We start from the raw sequence: 17460 nt of genomic DNA, 5'->3' as shown, positions 1-17460 counted from the left end.
CGTTCTCCAGTCAATTGCTTTGTCAATATCTTGGGCGGATTGATTGCCTATTGCCATCAGCCAAAGAAGCCATCCATTGCCCTTGACCACAATTTGCTCCTTCCGGCTTAACCCGAACTGACGTTAGCTAGCTACAATCCATCAGGGTGAATGTCACTCAGTGGTTAATAAGCAATGCAACGATGCTGATCATGTAGGGAGCAGACAAAAAATTCAGCACACAACAGCGCGAAGGGGTGCGATCGCGGTTTACTGGAAGAGTAACGACACCGCCTGCGATCAGTTGTAGTCGACTCCCACCCATTCAACAGTTTGCAATGAAAGCAATTCCTTCAGTTTTTTTTGCCTCTCTTGCCGTCTTCGGTGTTACTACGTCTTCAGCCGCCAAACCTGATGACATGGCTAAACTAATTAACGATCGAGCCTGCGTAGGCTGTGATTTAGCAGGTGCCAATCTGTATAGCTACGACTTGCAGGGCGCAGATCTTAGTAATGCCAATCTTACAGAAGCCGCTTTCCAGGGTTCTAATTTAGGCTTCGCCACATTGACCAACGCCAACCTGGAGCAAGCAAATCTGGCATTGGTGAAGCTGAACGGGGCTGATTTAAGGGGAGCAAAGCTTGCTAAGGCAAGTTTGTACAGCGCTGATTTGGCAGGAGCCGATTTGACAGGAGCCGATCTGAGCAACGCTAACCTAGAAGGAGCTAATCTGCGTGGTGCGATTTTAGAAGGCGCAAATTTGCAAAAGGCAAACTTGCTGCGGGCAAGAATGGCAGGAGCAACGTTGACAGATGCAAAATTTGACGGTGCCAGGATGCCCGATGGTCAGGAATTTAAAGTTGGTGGTAACGCAAGTACATTACAACAGCCAGCGCAAAGACCGTTATCAAGGTAATTTCGGCGCGTTGAGCCTATGCTGTGGCACGTTGAGATAAATACTGTCAGTGCGATTTTAGCCATGCTCCTAAGCTAAAGCCTTGATGGGCTGGTTACTGGAAAGCCCAAAGGCAGCATGAACTAGCCGTAACGCTGTCACGCCATCTTCTTTCGCCACAACACAGCTAATCTTAATTTCAGACGTGGCAATCATTTGAATATTAATCTGGTGCTGGGCTAACGCTTCAAACATCCGGGCGGCTGTCCCAGGATGATGCACCATACCAGAACCGACGACGCTGACCTTAGCAATTTCACGATCGACCACAATTTCACCGCAGCCCAATTGAGAAGCCGCTTTCTCCAATACGGTACACGCAGTCTCTGCGTCTAACTTGCTAACCGTGAAAGCAATATCACGAGTCGTGATGCCATTGATGACTCGACAGCGCTGCGATTGAATAATCATATCGACACTGACGTTTTGCTGTGCCAAAAGCTGAAACAGTTCGGCTGCCATGCCTGGACGATCGGGAATATGACGAATCGCCAAACGTGCTTGGTCAAGGTCAAGAGCAACGCCGCGAACTGGGGGAGTGGCGGTGACGGTAGTGCACTCTTCTACAGGCTGATAGCTGATAGCTGACTGCTGACTGCTAACAGATGATTGGCTCACGCTAAATGCCTCACAAAGTGCCGCGATCGCCCTATCACAGTCCGCTTCATCCACAACGCAACTGACCTTCACTTCAGAAGTTGAAATCATGCGGATGTTTACACCTGCACTTGCGAGAGTGGCAAACATTTGTGCCGCTACACCAGGACGACCAATCATGCCTGCGCCCGCGATCGATACTTTAGCAATCTGTTGTTCGACCAGCACTTCGGCATCACCATCTGGGTGCGTCACACCTGCACTCAAAGCAGGCAGAATAGCATTGGCAACCGCTTCCGCTTGTTTCAGAGAGCTTTTGGTCACTGTAAAGGCAATGTCGTTGGTGTTGCTTTCGTGAATGGATTGGATGATCAAATCAACATCCAGGTTTTGGGCAGCAATGTTGCCAAAGAGACGGGCAGCAACACCAGGACGATCGGGCACGCGCAACAGCGACACCTTTGCTTGATCGGTATCAAACTCGACACCATCAACGGGATGCACCAGTTCTAACCCTTCTAGCGATCGCGCCTGCGGGAGCGGAGACACAACCCAGGTGCCCGGTTCTGCCGTCCAGCTCGATCGCACAACAAGTGGCATGCCATAGTTACGGGCAATTTCGACGGCGCGCGGGTGTAGCACCTTTGCGCCCAGGCTAGCCAGCTCTAGCATTTCGTCGCACGTGATCTGTGCCATCAGTTGGGCATCGGGCACCAGACGCGGATCGGTGGTCAAGATACCTGGCACATCAGTATAAATTTCGCAGAAACTCGCGTGCAAAGCTGCTGCCAATGCCACCGCAGACGTATCGGAGCCGCCTCGTCCCAGCGTTGTGATTTCCAAATCGTCGCTATCAGAAACGCCTTGAAAGCCTGCAACAACGACAACTTTGCCTTCTTTAAGATGGCGTTCTAGCCGCTCGGTCTTAATTTGCAAAATGCGGGCACGGCTATGTTCTGCTTCGGTAACAATGCCAACTTGTGCGCCAGTCAGCGAAATTGCAGGCTGTCCCAGTGCTTGCAACGCCATGCTAAGAAGGGCGATCGACACCTGTTCGCCAGTCGATAGCAGCATATCCATTTCTCGCCGACTAGGGTTGGGGGCAATCTCGTTGGCAAGCTTCACCAAGTTATCTGTTGTCTTGCCCATCGCTGAGACAACCACCACCAACGAATTTCCTGCCTTGACCGACTGCACAACCCGCTGAGCCACTGCCTGAATACGCTCAACAGACCCAACCGACGTACCACCATACTTCTGAACAATTAGTGCCATAACCTGATTCCACCTTGCCGCGAGAGGAGAGTCCCACAGCCCTTACATCGATCGCGCCAGCAATGAGAGCCTGATCAGAGTATATAGGTGAGGCGCGAGGAGTGAGGCGGAAAGGCTAAGGGATAAAGGATGAAGTATAAAAAATTAGCCTTTAGCCCTCTGCCCTTTGTCTTCTGCCCTTTGTCTTCTGCCCTTTGCCTTCTGCCCTTTGCCTTTTACCTTTTACCTTCTGCCTGATACGCTGCTATTAGGTCTGTAGAAGGAATGCCATTGTGAACCAACCACGTGTGCTTTGCCTCGGTGAGGTGTTGTACGACTTTTTAGCAGACCAGCCAGGACTGCCCCTAGAAGCAGTGGAATCATGGACGCCCTATCCTGGTGGCGCACCAGCTAACGTTGCTTGCGGTCTGGCGAAGCTGGGTACACCCACTGGGTTCATCGGCTGTGTTGGGCAAGATGACTTGGGCACCGCGTTGGTGGAACTGATGCAAACGATCGGTGTCGATAGCACTGGCATCCAGCGGCATCCCACGGCACCTACTCGCACTGTCTATGTGGTGCGATCGCTCACAGGTGATCGGACGTTTGCAGGCTTTGGCAAGTATGATACAGCCGCGTTTGCCGATACCCATCTTCAAGCTGACCAGCTACCGATTGCTCAGTTTGAAACAGCAGATTTCTTCGTCTTAGGCACGTTAGAGCTAGCCTATCCTGACAGTCGAGCGGCGATCGAGCGTGCCTTACAATTTGCCAACCAGCACTTTGTCAAAATTTTGGTAGATGTCAACTGGCGACCCGTCTTCTGGAGCGATGAAGCCACAGCTCTGCCGCTTATTCATGAGCTAATCCGCCAAGCCGACTTTCTCAAGCTTTCTGAAGAAGAAGCGCTCTGGCTTTACGAAACAGATGATCCCGGTGTGATTGCTCATCGTCTTGGCAGTGTTGAAGGCGTTCTGGTAACCGCAGGCGAAAAGGGCTGTGCTTACTGTTTAGGTGGCAACGAGGGTAGAATCCCTGCCTTTGACATTGAAGTAGAAGATACGACTGGCGCGGGTGATAGCTTTGTTGCAGGGCTATTACATCAACTCTGTCAGCACGATCTTCAAACCCTAGCTGATCCCACTGTGGTGAAACGCATTGTCAGCTATGCCAGCGCGATGGGTGCCCTAACGACTACCCGACCGGGCGCGATCGCTGCTCAACCCACCGCCGCTGAAATCGAAGCGTTTCTCTATCTACAACAGCAACCGGGGTAGGCAATAGTCGTTGGTTGTTCGTTGTTAGCAAAGAGAAGAGTCAGAAGTCAGAATCAACTCAAAACTCTCTCTTCACTCCCCTACCCCTCTCCCCTCACTCCTCTCCCCCTCACCTTCTATGCCAGCCGAAATTGAGCGCAAATTTCTCGTTAAGGGCGACGCATGGCGATCGCTTGCAACAGGCGTTGCCTACCGTCAGGGCTATATTGCCTCAACTGCAGAACGTACGGTGCGGGTACGAGTCGTCGGAGAGCAAGGTTACTTAACGATCAAAGGGGCAACAATCGGCATCTCACGTGCAGAGTTTGAGTATCCGATCCCATTAGACGATGCACTGGAACTACTCAAGACGTTGTGCGATCCACCGTTAATTCAAAAGCAACGGTACAAAATCGAGTATGCAGGCTTGCTTTGGGAAGTGGATGAATTCGAAGGCGACAATCAAGGGCTGATTATTGCAGAGGTAGAACTGACGGACGCAAAGCAGACGATTGCGCTACCGGATTGGATCGATTGCGAAGTCTCCGACGATCCCCGCTACTTCAACGCCAATCTAGCGAAGCACCCGTTTAACCAATGGGAGAAACATGAGATATGAGTTAGTGAAAAAGTTTTAAGTTTAAGTTCAAGTCATTAATCACTTCTATTTTCTGCATTCCGAATTGCATTATCTAAATTCCACCCTCTAGCTTCATACGCCATTCCACTGCTTAACTTACTGAAAGCAGACGGGAAAGCCCAAAAACTATCTTTTCCCTCAACCAGTCTAGTAGTATTTTTTGCCATCCACCTTTTTAAGCGTTGCCACCATCGCCAAGTTTGTGGAGGTGATGTTTTGTAACGATTACCAATCCACTGAAAGTCAGACACAGACAAAAGATCTGTATTGCCTAAATAACGAGAGTCAAGGATTGGAAGTGAATTGCGTTCAACTTCGGAGTAAGGGCGATGGCGAAGCCACAATTCAAGACGAATTTCTGCTGGATGCCCTGGACCAAAATAGGGCGATCGAGAATCAGGACCAGGACATTCCTCAATCCAACCTTTCCAGGGATCAGAGAAAATTTGATCTAGTCCTGTCTTAGTTAGTAAGGGTAATGATCCAGTAGGTACGTGCCAGAGACTATATTTCTCTTCTATAAATCGCTCAATTGTATGCACAGCTTTCCATCGATGCTGGCAACTAGCTTGTGTTTGATCTGAGACGATAAAGGCAATCTCATCTTCCGCGTTCAACCAGTTGAGCAGAGCTTTCGCATCTTGTTCGTCTGCAAAAAAGGATAGGGAAGGCATCGCAAGGTTACTCTCAATCAACACCAAAGTTACGCAGTTTTATGTAGCTTTGAACTCAAAAAGGTAAAACTCAAGCTACCACCTCAGCCATAACGAAACCAGCCAATTATTTCTGCTATCTACCGCTTTCAAATGTTTAGTGTCTTTCTAATTTCTGCCACGATTGCCTCTGGAGATTGGTCAATGTCAATCACTAGTGCATCGTCGGGTTCTTCCAGCGTATCGAACTGACTTTGCAGTAGGTCTGCTTTCATATAATGCCCCTGCCGCTGCTGCAAGCGCTGTTGCACCAGTGCAAAGGAACCTTTGAGGTAGACCTGCTTCATTGGTGCTGCCTGACAAAGACGTTGGCGATATTCAGCCTTAAGCGCCGAACACGCAAGAATGGTGTGGATGCCTGCTTGCTGCCAGTCGGCGATCGCCTGCTGCATTGCCAACAACCACGGCAGTCGATCGGTATCGCTTAACGGCATACCACGACGCATCTTTGCAACATTAGCGGCTGGATGAAAACTGTCAGCATCTTGGAACTGCCAGTGCAAAGTAGCGGCTAGCAATGCACCGATCGTCGTTTTACCAGAACCAGACACGCCCATCACCAGAATAATCATTGCTGGAGCAGTATTACACCAAGAACCATTATTCCATGTATGATAAGAACGGTATTCCTAGTTACTTAGTGTAGATTTGCGACTGTGACTATGGTAGTCTTTGCAAATCTCGTTTACACCTATCTAAATTTTAGCTGCACGGCTGCTGCTTACCCCTCATGACTGCAACGTCTTCGTATCACACTCCAAACTGGCGCAAGTGGCTCGGCATAGTTGGACGGCTTCCTTGGATCTGGATTCTGCCAACAGCCTATCTTTTCTTCATGCTGTTTCTGCCAACGATCGCCCTTTTTATCAAGGCGGGCACTGAAGGACCAGAACGCTTTTGGAACATTGCCACCAGTGATATCGCCCTGGATGCTTATAGGGTAACTTTTGGCATTGCGTTGATCACAGCGTTCATCAATGGAGTCTTTGGGCTGCTGATCGCCTGGGTGCTAGTGCGCTATCAGTTTCCCTTCAAGCGCATTATTGATGCGGCAGTTGACCTACCGTTTGCCCTGCCCACATCAGTAGCAGGTGTAACCTTAGCAACGGTATACAGCGAAAACGGCTGGATTGGTTCCTTGTTCGCACCATTAGGCATCAAACTAGCCTTTACCCAATGGGGCGTAGCGCTTGCCATGTTGCTCATTTCCCTGCCCTTCGTTGTACGGACGGTGCAGCCAGTCCTCACCGATTTAGAGAAAGAAGTTGAAGAAGCTGCCTGGTGTTTAGGGGCGAGTAAATTTCAAACCTTTTGGCGAGTCATCCTGCCAAGCATCCTGCCTGCAACGCTAACTGGGATCGCACTCGGCTTTTCGCGCGCGGTTGGGGAGTATGGCTCAGTTGTGGTCGTCTCATCCAACACACCCTATAAAGACTTGATCGCGCCTGTGTTAATCTTTCAGCGACTAGAGCAGTATGACTATTCGGGTGCTACCGTCATTGGCGCTGTGCTGTTAAGCCTTTCACTGTTATTGCTCGTTCTAATTAATCTTCTGCAAGCATGGGGGCGTAGATATGGCTAGTCTTGGACCATCACTAGGAGCTACGTCGACATCGACGCCAGTTGAGATCAAGAAGCGTGACTGGACGAAAATTGGGTTAATTACAGTCGTGGTACTGTACCTCGCTCTCATTCTTTTCATTCCTGCGCTGAATGTGTTTGTGCAAGCCTTCAGCAGAGGTGTTGGACCCTTCCTTAAGAATCTGACTGAGCCAACATTTTTGAATGCAGTCAAGCTGACATTTATCATTGCCGCGATCGCAGTGCCAGTTAACACAGTCTTTGGGCTATGTGTTGCTTGGGTCATTGCCCGCAAGCGTTTTCCGGGTCGTGCCCTTGTTATCAGCATTCTCGACGTGCCCTTCTCTGTTTCTCCAGTGGTCGCTGGGTTGATGATCGTGCTGCTTTATGGGCGCAATGGTTGGTTCGGTCCCTTGTTGGAAGCCAATAACATTAGGATCATCTTCGCACTACCGGGCATGATCCTTGCTACTGCATTCGTCACCTTGCCCTTTGTGGCACGTGAAGTCATTCCAGTACTTGAAGAACTCGGGAGTGATCAGGAAGAAGCAGCTAAGACTCTCGGTGCTAATAACTGGCAGATTTTTTGGCGTGTCATTCTACCAAGCATTCGCTGGGGCTTACTATACGGCGTACTGCTCACTAACGCTAGAGCAATGGGCGAATTTGGTGCCGTCTCGGTTGTCTCTGGCAACATTGGTAGCAAGACCCAAACCTTACCGTTGTTTGTAGAAGAGGCATACAAGCAATACCAGACCGAATCCTCTTATTCTGCGGCTGTTTTACTAGCATTGTTAGCGGTTGTTACCCTCGTCTTAAAAGAAATTTTGGAACGCAAAACGCGCATTGAAGACGTCGATAAGGAGGCTTAAATGGCTAACGGCAGTCTCTCTGAAGAGTCACTGGCAACACCACAACAGACTGTTGCCTCAGTTGGTGGTGACGAGGATGACCCTCGTCCAACGCATACCCGCATTCGACTTCGGATTCCCAAAAACTATCATGATGAGCCTGTTATTTCGCGGTTGATCTCTCACTATGGGCTGACCGTCAATATTACGGCAGCACTGCTAGGAGCAAATGCCAGAGATGATGGTTGGTTTGATCTAGATCTTCATGGTACAAATCAGCAAATTCGCAGTGCCCTTCTCTACTTCAACGAGCTTGACTTAGAAACGTGGCACGACGACACCGAAGACCAAAGCGACGGTTGGTAGTTGGTTTAAGGTTGCAAGCTCAGCAGAGGTTGAATGATCAGCTTAGTACTTCCAGAGCACTCATTACTTCTAAGTTGATGTGCTCAGTAGCAAAAAGCCTAAGCAGTTTCTGTACGGCTTACACTCTGTTACGGCTGCAACCTGTCAAGCCGTAGGACAGTTTAAAGAATGTCCAATACTGAGATGCAGGAGTGCTTAGTTTTACACTTTAATAACAAAAGACATTGAAGCTTGATGCTTCTATTAAGGCGTTGGTAGCATTTTACACTAGTTGGATTCAACATCTTAGTGGATTCAATTGCTGAGGGCAACGATCGTTCGCCTTAACAGCCTTTGATGTCTCCCCCAGCTTTCTGCAACTGGTATCAGAATGGGTTATCTACTTAGCACGACAATCGAGGTATGCGCAGCACAATGAAGCTTACACTTGACACGACACAAGCGAATGCTAGTCAAATGAAGCGGCTTAAAACATTAATGGCGCTGCTAAAGAAAGCACAAGCCTTTCAAAACACGACTGTTCGGGTTGTTCATCATTACACGCGGCAAGAATGGGAGCGTGATTTTACGTTTGAATCACTCGACGGTAGTAAGCAATGTTACCTGCGCGGTCGTGGAGGCATGATCCAACAGGGCGACTATATGGTGGTACAAAGTGGCTCTGACATCATTCGTTATCAGATAGATGAGATTGACTATGACACGCACGCATCCAACGGTTGGTTAGCGCTCTTGCATCCTTGCTACCAGCAGGTCGCTGATTACCGCTTTCGGATGCAATCCGCTGATTTATCCTTCACTACCTCAGTCTAGTAGGGGCAAGCGTTCACTGAAAATTGTGATCTTCATCGGTTCAGAACCTAGCGTTCACGTTGCGGTGACATTTTAATGAAAAAGGGGCGCCTAGGCGCCCCTTTTTCATTCGTATCCATCCCTTCATGGGTTATGCCATGCTGTTTTCGATCGCCCAACGAGCCAGTTCAGTACGGTTGTGCAATCCTGTTTTACCAAGCATATTGCTGACGTGGCTTTCAATTGTGCGCTGGCTAACGTTTAGCTCATCAGCAATTTCACGATTTGCCATCCCTCGTGCCACAAACTGCACTACCCGAAGTTCTGTAGGAGTCAGCTCAACATCAAATGGCACCTGAATTTTTGGTCCGCTATCGTTCCCTTTACCGGGGCGATCGGCAATGCGTGCAGCCTGCTTGAGAGACGATTCCACCTGGGCAACCAGTTCTTCAGGTTCAAACGGTTTGACCATGTAAACATCTGCTCCCGTATTAAGCCCTTTGACCCGATCCTGGCTCTGACCTTTTGCAGACAGAAACAGCACGGGAACCCAACTGGTACGGGGATCTTCTCGAACGTGTTTGACGAGTGAATAACCATCCATCTCAGGCATCATCACGTCGCAGATGATCATGTCTGGGATTTCGCGCTCTAGTACTTCTAGCGCTTCACGCCCATTCTCGGCAGTGACGACTTCATAGCCCCGAAACTCCAGGTAGTCCTTGACGAGCAGGATTAGATTAGGGTCATCGTCAATCAGCAGCAGTCGCCTATGATTGCCCACGCTGGTTTCCTTCATGCTGTGCTACTCACTATTCCTGGGTCACTATCGTTGCTATTGACAAGCTTTACAGACTATACAGACAGATTCCCTGAACATGCTACAAAATGTTGAAACAATGATGAATGCTTAACAAACCACCATGTTTTCCAGCCTTTCCTTTAGAAAACATTATTGTAAACAGCATTAGAGAATTCACTGAAATCTCAATAAATCTAAATACTGAACGGATTTGGGAACAGACGGTCTTCTAAACCAATCTTTCCCTGTGTCATTATATAGCCTCACTGAAAAGAAAGCCTTTCATCATAATGAGAGCCGGAGACTACAGTAAACGTTGTAGCACCGGGGTAATCTTACCGGGACGATCGCGGTTAAGCCTCTGCTAACTCTAATTATGACCGATGCTTAGGTTACAAAGGTAAAGTTCTTGAGTCAGTTGGGAGTGCTGGAGACAGAACGATCGTATGACCCTCAGTTTACTTGAAGCGCTTCAGGTTAATAGGGTTCTCATGCACACACTATTTGTTTGCGATTCACGGGTCACTTTGCAGCTTGCTCGCCTCTGCTTGTTTTTCTGACGGATGTTCTATTGAGCAAACGTCTAAATCGTTAATGTCTCGATCGTTAACCTCTGGAGAGGGAACGTTCGACGAGCCAGGAATTGGTGAGCGCACTTTAGGCAACGGATGCACCAGAAAGGCATAATCTTGCACAATCTGATTGCCCAGCAAATGTTCCTGGATGATGCGTTCAATGACGGGTGGTGTAGCGCTGTGATACCAGACTCCGTCGGGATACACCACCAGAATGGGACCTTGCACACAAACACGCAGACAGTTTGCTTTTGTCCGAAAAATACACTCGGGCACACCTTCAGTCGGTTGATCGAGGTTTAAGGCTTTTAAACGGTTTTTGAGGTAGTCCCAAGCCTCGATACCAACATCTTTGGCGCAGCATTTTGGCTTTGTCTGGTCAGCGCAAAGAAAAACGTGGCGTTGAATGCGAGGTAGCCCTAAGGCTTGCACACAAGCCGCTAAAGTATCGGCGGTAGTGGCGGTAGTAGTCGTTGAGTCAGTCTCTGATGGCGAAAGTGGAGATTGAGCATTCATGGACGGCAGGGCAATTTTGGCAAAACGGTAAGCCGGACGTATTAGAGGGCAATATTGTGGTGTTAGGCTTCCAATCTAATCTAAAGCCCAATCGACTCTAACGCTTAGATGACCCACTCTGATTTTCCAGCACAACCTTCAAAGGAATCTCCAGGCACCAGTGCTAATAAGACGGCTCAAGGAAACCTGCTAGGTTTATTGACAGCCGCTTTTTACAGCCTTTTCACACTGCTGCCCAACAGCAATAGCCTCATGGTCGCCTGGCCGTGGGTGTTTATCTGGCAGGTAGGGCTGCTGTGTCCAGTGCTCTGGCTACTAGGGCTACTGTGGCAAAAACGACTGCGCTGGTTAGGTGCTGGTTTTGATTGGGTGGTAGGGCTGCTGCTTGTAGGCTTGATCATTTCAGCAGGGTTGGCACCCTTTCCGATGCAAGCGCGCTGGTATAGTTGGGCAGTATTTTGCTTTCTTGCGGCGCTGTATGCGCTGAGTACCTGGTTAAGTGTGCCAGAGCGCCGATCGCGCTTACTGGTTGCACAGGGGTACTTGAGCCTGGCGTTTATCGTCGTTAGTTTGGCGCTTTGGGTCAACACAACGCTGTTACCAGAACTGGCACACTTGCAAGCATGGCAGGCATATGGCGTGCGGCTGCCCTTTGATTTTGCGATCGTGGAGCTACGCAACTGGGCACCTGTCGGGCACCAAAATTATGTGGCAGGTTACCTGGTGCTGGCGTTGCCGTTGCTGTTGGCCTTAGGCATAGTGCAGGCTGGATGGCGGCGATCGCTGTGGCTAGTTGGGTTTGGGCTGGGCTTGCTTGACCTCTATACCACCAGTTCGCGAGGTGGCTGGCTAGGGCTATTGGCGATGGTCATTGTGACCTTTGGGGCTTTGCTGTGGCGTAAGCGGTTGCCTCGCCGTTGGCTGAGCGCGATCGGACTTGCAAGTATGGTATTACTGGCGCTTCTGGCACTAACCAACAACCGCTTACGGCTGCTATTTGCGGGTGTTTTGAGTGGGCAAGCGGGCGGTGAACTCGCGTATCGGCTCATTATGGTTGCAACAGGCTGGTCAATGGGCTGGAGCCGACCCTTTACAGGGGTGGGCCCCGGAGGAGTGCCGCTGCTGTTTCAACTACATCGTCCGGGGTGGGCAGGGCAGCAGGCAGAATGGGCGTATCAACTACACAGTACTCCGGTGCACCTGTGGGCAGAATTGGGACTATGGGCGGTGGTAGTTGGTGTCGGTACGATCGCGTTGTTGGCTTGGTGTGCCATCGGATGGTTGCGTACAATTGTCTTACCCACCGGCACAGCAGCGCAAACGCCATCAATACTCATTGGCTGCCTTTTTAGTAGTCTGCTGGGCTATGGCATTGTTAGCTTAACGGATTACCAGCTTGACAACATTTGCATCAGCGGAACGCTTGTAGTATTTTTAGCCGTCTTGACAGCAGAATTTCGCGATCGCCCTGATAGTGGGTTGAGAGCAGCCGACGATCGCCAGCTTATTGAGCTAACCGCCGCTACATCCAATCCCCTTACGCCGCTACGTCTGCATCCGGTGCCGTTTCTTCCCCTCATGGGGGTTGGCATTCTTCTGGCAGCGATCATCTGGTTAATACCTGTCCATCGCGCTTGGTTGCTGTCCAGCCAGGGGTTTGCTGCACTCAGTCGAAATGATGTTGCCACCTTTGTCGATCGCTTAAATCAGTCACACCAGCTAGCAAGCTGGGAACCGTACTATGCCTACGAACTAGGTTGGAATCTAGGCAACCTGGGGCTGCAAGCTAGTAACCCACCGCAGCAGCAAGCACTGATCCAGGACGGTATTAAGTGGCTGAAGCTGGGCAATCAAAGCGCGCCAAACCAGGAATTTGGCACAACCAACCTGGCATGGCTGTTGCTAAACCGGGAGCCAAAAGCAGCTAGCCGAGCCTTTGCCCGATCGGCGCAGTTGATTCCAGCCAAACGGGGCGTTTTTTACGGGTTAGGACTGAGCTTGCTGGCACAGAAAGAGGCAGAGCTGGCGATCGACGCTATTACCCTAGAAGCTGTGCGCGATCCCATTTTGCTGACTAGCCCGATCTGGAAACTACCAGGGCTACAGTCTTTGTACGAGCCAGTTGTCCGTCGCGTTGAGAGTACCTTGACCACACTGCTCGAAGCGTCTCCTAGCCCTGCACTAGCAGCGCAGTTACACCAGCTCCGGGGCGGCTTACGCTGGTGGCAGGGAAACATTGTTGGAGCGCGTACCGATTTGACAACCTACGGTACGGCACTGAGTCGTGTTGTCCTCGACCTGGCTGAGAAACAAACTATCGCGCCGTCCTTTCTGGCAGACAGTAGCACTGGATCAGCGACAAGCCGAAGTGGAGCGCTGGTGATCGCGGCATGGCTTGACCCAGCAAAACGGCAGACCTTGCTCCAGCAGGCATGGATTGTTGCCACTCATACTGATCCACCGCCCAAAATCATAGCTGAACTAACGGCGACAATGGCGCGTTCATCGACCTTTGACCAATGGCTGAAACAAAATGCGCCCAGTCAAACGTATCGGCGTGAACGGGCAGGGTTTAGCGTACTCAGCCGCCATATTGATGGTTCGATTCCAGTTGATTTTCTGACCGTTGTCGACAATCTGGCGATCGCCCAATTTTGCAAAGATTGGATCCCGTCATTTGACTACGCGCCTGAACTAGATACTGCCTTGCAACCCCGTCGTGATGCATTGGTGCAAAAGGTTTTGAAATGAGTAAGGAATCACAGAAAAAGCAAAAGAGATAACGCCTTCTGCAAGCAGCAGATATTCAATCAAGGCACCAACGCTTTCTGCTTTCTGCTGCTAGCTGTCCTCGGAACTATTTACGGCGCTGCACGGTCACTGATGACGGGAACGGGGGCAAAACGCATACTACTTTGTTTCTAAAAATTTGTATGCGATCGCCCGGATTTAGCGCCAACAAAAAACGCCAATATGCTGTGAGAGTACGGTCACTGTTAGTCGAATGACTGTTTAAGGTGACGGCTCGATCTCATGGGTGAATTAGATGTTTGCATCAAACGATAGCAGCGTTCAACGTCTATCTTTGAGTTCAAATATGGTCTTATAACAGTTGCGATCGGCTACATTTAGCGTACGTTTCCATGCCCCCTTTTTTGCGATGACTCCACGTTGTCGTAATTTTACAAATCGCGGCGGATGCATCAGAATGGGTAGGCAAACAAGCGTCATAGAGTTTAGCCGCCTCATTCACCTGGGTTAAGCCCGCAATCCAGTTCCCTGTAAACCCTTTGCCGTTTTAGTGCTAGGAGCAATTTATGAAATCATTGGTTCGTTGGAGTGCAGCCGCTGGGCTAGTTGGAAGCGCTCTTGTTGGGTCGTTCTTGGCAGGTACCATGCAGGTGCTTGCGCTTCCTCAAGAGCAAATTATCCAGAAGCTTCGCCCCGTTCCTGTCTTTACAATTGCCGACTCGCAGGGTGCGCCCCTAGTCGCATCTCCTCCTAGTGGTCAGAAAGGACGAGCCGTGGCAGGTGTCTTCATTAGCCAGAAAGATGCACAGGATTTTTTGAACAATCTAAAGAGCAAAAAACCCGATCTAGCAAAGAATGTACAGGTAGTGCCTATCTCTCTGGCAGAAGTTTATCAGCTCAACCAGACTAACAAAGGCAAGCCAGAGCAGCTTGACTTTGCCTATGTACCCTCGAAGCAGCAAGTTGACACTGCCGTTTCGCTGTTGAAGCAGCAAGGTGGGCAAACACCACAGCAGTTCAACGGCACTCCACTTTTTGTGGCTCGTGGCGGCAAGGATAAGGGCTACTTAACGATTCAGCAGAACGGCAAGCCAATTATTCCCATGTTTTTTAACAAGGAAGAATTGCAGGGTTTGCTCGATCGCTTTAAGCAGCAGCAGCCTACTCTAGCGTCCACCATTGATATTCAGGTGCTTAACCTGGAAGGACTGATGGAGGTCTTACAGACAAAGAATGACCCTCAACTAGACCAGATTGTGCTGGTGCCACCACAGCAGTCGATCGACTTTTTGAAGTCAATCACACCACAACGGGGTGCGCCTGCGAATAAGCCTGCTGCTGCACCCGCTCCTGCACCGAAAAAGTAGGCAAGGCAGAGTCATGGGTGAGCCATAGCAAACAGCCAGAAAGAGACGACTCAGAGCAAGTCTTGTCTCAGCCACTCTCATCTCAAGCACTCTCGTCTCAACCAGTGAGGCGAGAGTTTCTTGTGTCTGGGCAAGCGCTCTCTGAATGGCGAATGCTGGCACGTCAGCAGGCGATCGCTGCCGATGTTGCGATCGAGGAAGTTGATTGGCTCTTGCAAGATTTGGCTGGACTAGACCGCCCCTCGCTTCAGCTACAGACCTTCAGGGACAAAACAGATCTGCGGCTCAAGCTACCGCTCTCTGAATTGACAGCTCTCTGGCAGCGTCGGCTGAGCGATCGTATTCCCATTCAATACCTTACTGGGATCGCTCCCTGGCGACAGTTTTTGCTTAACGTCTCGCCAGCAGTGCTGATTCCCCGTCCGGAGACGGAATATTTAATTGATTTGGCGATCGTGGCAATCAAGGCTCCGCCCAATTCTCAGTGCCCAACGTCCTTACTCTCCCACGGGCATTGGGCAGACTTAGGCACAGGTAGCGGGGCAATCGCCCTTGGACTGGCAACCGCGTTTCCTGAAGCAGTGATTCATGCCGTCGATCGCAGTGCGGCAGCATTGGCGATCGCCCAGTCAAATGCTCAGCAGTACAACCTGACAGACCGCATCCAGTTTTATGAAGGTTCCTGGCTGCAACCGTTAGAGCAACTTAAAGGCAAGTTAAGCGGTATCGTTGCCAATCCACCCTACATTCCCAGTGCAATGGTGCCAGCCTTGCAGCCAGAGGTTGCCCAACACGAACCTCACCTGGCATTAGATGGCGGCAGGGACGGGCTAGACTGCCTGCGGCACCTGATTGCCACAGCACCAGATTATTTACAACCGGGTGGCATCTGGCTTGTAGAAATGATGGCAGGACAGGCGATCGCGGTTGCCGAGCTGCTGCATCAGCAAGGTAGCTACTGCGAGATTCAGATTTATCCTGATCTAGCAGGCATTGACCGTTTTGCCCTGGCGTATCGCGCCTCAGCAGCATAGGAGCGCTAGGAATTGTCTCGCTGCAAGGCGTTAGCGCGATCGGTGGCTGCTCTTTGCAGCGATTCCTTATTCTCTTGCTGGTAGAGACTAGCAGCGGTCTGCAAACTGCGAATGGCGGCACGGCGGTCGTTTAGCGCTTGCTGTGCCAGCCCCAGATTGTAGTAGGCATCGGCATAGTTTGAGTTCAACCGAATCGCTTGATTGTAATCACCAATCGCCTCACGGGTTCTGTTGAGCGCAAACTGCACATTGCCTCGATTGTTGTAAGCACCAGCCAGAATGAGAGCCTGTGGTCTCAGCGCGATCGCCTGGGCATAATCTTGCAATGCAGCGTCATTGTCTCCTTTTTTGGCACGTGCATTTGCCAGGTTGATATGTGCCTGAGCAAAGTTACCGTCCAGCGCTACAGCCTGATTCCCTGCTTCCAGCGCTTTATCGTAATTCTGGCGATCATAATAGGCGTAGCTCAAGTTGCTATACAACACAGCAGAATTGGGGTCCAGTTTCAGTGCTTGCTCATAGTCTCTAATGGCAGCACCCGCATCGCCCAGCTTGTGTCGCGCCACCCCACGATTGAGGTAAGCCGTTGCATCATTGGAATTTTTCTCAATCGCCTGGTTGTAATCCTCGATCGCTTCCTTGTTGTAACCTGCCTGTGCTTTTCGTAGACCATCGTTGTTAAAGCGCTGTGCCGCCGCAGGATCAGCAGGCGTTTGCCCAAATTTGAACCAATTGGAGCGATTGGTAGACGACAACACTGCCGCTAGTAACCCAACAATGGCTGCTAGCAAAATCGCTGGGATAATCAACGCTTGATAGTTGGAAGCAGACCGTCGAATTCTATCCATGTTTGATTGAGCCTTAGACGGAACAACAGCCGATGCTTCTGACACAGACCGAACTTCTGACATAGACCTGGGAAAGGCTGGGGCAGTTTCTGCACCTGACAAAGGCTCTGGATGAGGCGATCGCTCTGAGTCGGGCGATCGCTCTGGTTCAGTCAAGTTGAACAACCGTTGCAAGATTGCTTCTCTTGCTCGCGAATCATCGGGCGTTCTTCCGTTAGAAGCGTCTGACGGAAGCGATGGGTCTTCTCTTGGTCGCGAATCGTCTGGTGTTCCCATGTTAGGAGTGTCTGACAGGGACAATGGCTTTGGGCTAGAGGCTGGCGTTTCTGGCAATAGCTTTGTAAAGGATACTAAATCCTTTTCTAGATACTAAATCCTTTTCTAAAGGAAACATTAATTCTCGAGCGGTCGTACCATCTTGCTGCTGCATGACTGGCACTCGCACTACTACATAGTTAACGTCAGTTCGGGTTAAGCCGGAAGGAGCAAATTGTGGTCAAGGGCAATGGATGGCTTCTTTGGCTGATGGCAATAGGCAATCAATCCGCCCAAGATATTGACAAAGCAATTGACTGGAGAACG

General features: G+C 50.3%; 16 protein-coding genes and 2 pseudogenes. 11 read left to right on the top strand and 7 right to left on the bottom strand.

Annotated features, from left to right (window positions below; translation table 11 throughout):
• Positions 1 to 111, top strand: a pseudogene (locus tag H6F76_RS30265) (IS982 family transposase); the annotation flags it as partial.
• Between the two features lie 206 nt (positions 112 to 317).
• The gene (locus H6F76_RS03755; protein ID WP_190506059.1) at positions 318 to 896 is read left to right on the top strand and encodes a pentapeptide repeat-containing protein; all 579 of its coding nucleotides are present in this window, start codon (positions 318 to 320) and stop codon (positions 894 to 896) included.
• Positions 897 to 965: 69 nt separating this feature from the next.
• Here the strand turns inward: H6F76_RS03755 and H6F76_RS03750 are convergent, their stop codons facing one another.
• Entirely contained in the window at positions 966 to 2807 is a 1842-nt protein-coding gene (locus H6F76_RS03750) for an aspartate kinase (RefSeq protein WP_190506057.1), read from the bottom strand.
• 272 nt (positions 2808 to 3079) lie between these two features.
• Here H6F76_RS03750 and H6F76_RS03745 point away from each other — a divergent pair, with 272 nt between their 5' ends.
• Both H6F76_RS03745 and H6F76_RS03740 read left to right on the top strand, forming a co-directional pair.
• Complete coding sequence (locus H6F76_RS03745; protein WP_190506055.1) at positions 3080 to 4063, top strand: PfkB family carbohydrate kinase; 984 nt, start codon at positions 3080 to 3082, stop codon at positions 4061 to 4063.
• A 118-nt stretch (positions 4064 to 4181) separates the two neighbouring features.
• The gene (locus H6F76_RS03740; protein ID WP_190506053.1) at positions 4182 to 4661 is read left to right on the top strand and encodes a CYTH domain-containing protein; all 480 of its coding nucleotides are present in this window, start codon (positions 4182 to 4184) and stop codon (positions 4659 to 4661) included.
• A gap of 35 nt (positions 4662 to 4696) precedes the next feature.
• On the opposite strand, the gene H6F76_RS03735 is transcribed toward H6F76_RS03740, so the two are convergent.
• The gene (locus H6F76_RS03735) at positions 4697 to 5356 is read right to left on the bottom strand and encodes a hypothetical protein (RefSeq protein WP_190506051.1); all 660 of its coding nucleotides are present in this window, start codon (positions 5354 to 5356) and stop codon (positions 4697 to 4699) included.
• A gap of 128 nt (positions 5357 to 5484) precedes the next feature.
• Entirely contained in the window at positions 5485 to 5967 is a 483-nt protein-coding gene (locus H6F76_RS03730; RefSeq protein ID WP_190506049.1) for a gluconokinase, read from the bottom strand.
• A 158-nt stretch (positions 5968 to 6125) separates the two neighbouring features.
• Here H6F76_RS03730 and cysT point away from each other — a divergent pair, with 158 nt between their 5' ends.
• The 4 genes from cysT (at position 6126) to H6F76_RS03710 (ending at position 9006) form a co-directional block, all read left to right on the top strand.
• Positions 6126 to 6977, top strand: coding sequence for a sulfate ABC transporter permease subunit CysT (gene cysT / locus H6F76_RS03725; protein ID WP_190448205.1), 852 nt, complete (start codon positions 6126 to 6128; stop codon positions 6975 to 6977).
• Positions 6970 to 7848 (top strand): sulfate ABC transporter permease subunit CysW, encoded by an 879-nt coding sequence (cysW, locus tag H6F76_RS03720; protein WP_190506047.1) that lies wholly within the window; start codon positions 6970 to 6972, stop codon positions 7846 to 7848. Before cysT ends, cysW begins: the two co-directional genes overlap by 8 nt.
• A complete protein-coding gene (locus H6F76_RS03715; protein ID WP_190448202.1) occupies positions 7849 to 8193 on the top strand; it encodes an NIL domain-containing protein in 345 nt (114 codons plus the stop codon).
• Between the two features lie 414 nt (positions 8194 to 8607).
• On the top strand, positions 8608 to 9006 hold the full coding sequence (locus tag H6F76_RS03710; RefSeq protein ID WP_190506045.1) for a hypothetical protein: 399 nt from the start codon (positions 8608 to 8610) through the stop codon (positions 9004 to 9006).
• Positions 9007 to 9136: 130 nt separating this feature from the next.
• Here H6F76_RS03710 and H6F76_RS03705 read toward each other — a convergent pair whose 3' ends face one another.
• A complete protein-coding gene (locus tag H6F76_RS03705) occupies positions 9137 to 9784 on the bottom strand; it encodes a response regulator transcription factor (RefSeq protein ID WP_190448197.1) in 648 nt (215 codons plus the stop codon).
• Between the two features lie 518 nt (positions 9785 to 10302).
• Entirely contained in the window at positions 10303 to 10878 is a 576-nt protein-coding gene (locus tag H6F76_RS03700) for a ferredoxin (RefSeq protein ID WP_347275974.1), read from the bottom strand.
• A 108-nt stretch (positions 10879 to 10986) separates the two neighbouring features.
• On the opposite strand from H6F76_RS03700, the gene H6F76_RS03695 reads away from it, so the two are divergent.
• The 3 genes from H6F76_RS03695 (at position 10987) to prmC (ending at position 16030) form a co-directional block, all read left to right on the top strand.
• Positions 10987 to 13629 (top strand): O-antigen ligase family protein, encoded by a 2643-nt coding sequence (locus tag H6F76_RS03695; RefSeq protein WP_190506043.1) that lies wholly within the window; start codon positions 10987 to 10989, stop codon positions 13627 to 13629.
• 566 nt (positions 13630 to 14195) lie between these two features.
• Positions 14196 to 14996, top strand: coding sequence for a Tic22 family protein (locus H6F76_RS03690; RefSeq protein ID WP_190448194.1), 801 nt, complete (start codon positions 14196 to 14198; stop codon positions 14994 to 14996).
• Positions 14997 to 15148: 152 nt separating this feature from the next.
• Complete coding sequence (prmC, locus tag H6F76_RS03685; protein ID WP_190506061.1) at positions 15149 to 16030, top strand: peptide chain release factor N(5)-glutamine methyltransferase; 882 nt, start codon at positions 15149 to 15151, stop codon at positions 16028 to 16030.
• Positions 16031 to 16035: 5 nt separating this feature from the next.
• Here the strand turns inward: prmC and H6F76_RS03680 are convergent, their stop codons facing one another.
• Positions 16036 to 17211: a tetratricopeptide repeat protein gene (locus H6F76_RS03680; RefSeq protein ID WP_190506042.1), complete on the bottom strand. Its 1176-nt coding sequence runs from the start codon at positions 17209 to 17211 to the stop codon at positions 16036 to 16038.
• Between the two features lie 138 nt (positions 17212 to 17349).
• Positions 17350 to 17460 (bottom strand): annotated as a pseudogene (locus tag H6F76_RS30260) (IS982 family transposase); the annotation flags it as partial.

Origin of the sequence: Leptolyngbya sp. FACHB-321, assembly GCF_014695975.1 — a bacterium.
GTDB lineage: Bacteria > Cyanobacteriota > Cyanobacteriia > Leptolyngbyales > Leptolyngbyaceae > Stenomitos.
The sequence above is the reverse complement of the archived record's forward strand: the minus strand, read 5'-3'. Positions and strand labels throughout refer to the sequence as shown.

Coding starts and splice junctions, on each gene's coding strand:
- H6F76_RS03755 (WP_190506059.1), top strand. CDS start 318: ATGAAAGCAATTCCTTCAGTTTTTTTTGCCTCTCTTGCCGTCTTCGGT.
- H6F76_RS03750 (WP_190506057.1), bottom strand. CDS start 2,807: ATGGCACTAATTGTTCAGAAGTATGGTGGTACGTCGGTTGGGTCTGTT.
- H6F76_RS03740 (WP_190506053.1), top strand. CDS start 4,182: ATGCCAGCCGAAATTGAGCGCAAATTTCTCGTTAAGGGCGACGCATGG.
- H6F76_RS03735 (WP_190506051.1), bottom strand. CDS start 5,356: ATGCCTTCCCTATCCTTTTTTGCAGACGAACAAGATGCGAAAGCTCTG.
- H6F76_RS03730 (WP_190506049.1), bottom strand. CDS start 5,967: ATGATTATTCTGGTGATGGGCGTGTCTGGTTCTGGTAAAACGACGATC.
- cysT (WP_190448205.1), top strand. CDS start 6,126: ATGACTGCAACGTCTTCGTATCACACTCCAAACTGGCGCAAGTGGCTC.
- cysW (WP_190506047.1), top strand. CDS start 6,970: ATGGCTAGTCTTGGACCATCACTAGGAGCTACGTCGACATCGACGCCA.
- H6F76_RS03715 (WP_190448202.1), top strand. CDS start 7,849: ATGGCTAACGGCAGTCTCTCTGAAGAGTCACTGGCAACACCACAACAG.
- H6F76_RS03710 (WP_190506045.1), top strand. CDS start 8,608: ATGAAGCTTACACTTGACACGACACAAGCGAATGCTAGTCAAATGAAG.
- H6F76_RS03705 (WP_190448197.1), bottom strand. CDS start 9,784: ATGAAGGAAACCAGCGTGGGCAATCATAGGCGACTGCTGCTGATTGAC.
- H6F76_RS03700 (WP_347275974.1), bottom strand. CDS start 10,878: ATGAATGCTCAATCTCCACTTTCGCCATCAGAGACTGACTCAACGACT.
- H6F76_RS03695 (WP_190506043.1), top strand. CDS start 10,987: ATGACCCACTCTGATTTTCCAGCACAACCTTCAAAGGAATCTCCAGGC.
- H6F76_RS03690 (WP_190448194.1), top strand. CDS start 14,196: ATGAAATCATTGGTTCGTTGGAGTGCAGCCGCTGGGCTAGTTGGAAGC.
- prmC (WP_190506061.1), top strand. CDS start 15,149: ATGCTGGCACGTCAGCAGGCGATCGCTGCCGATGTTGCGATCGAGGAA.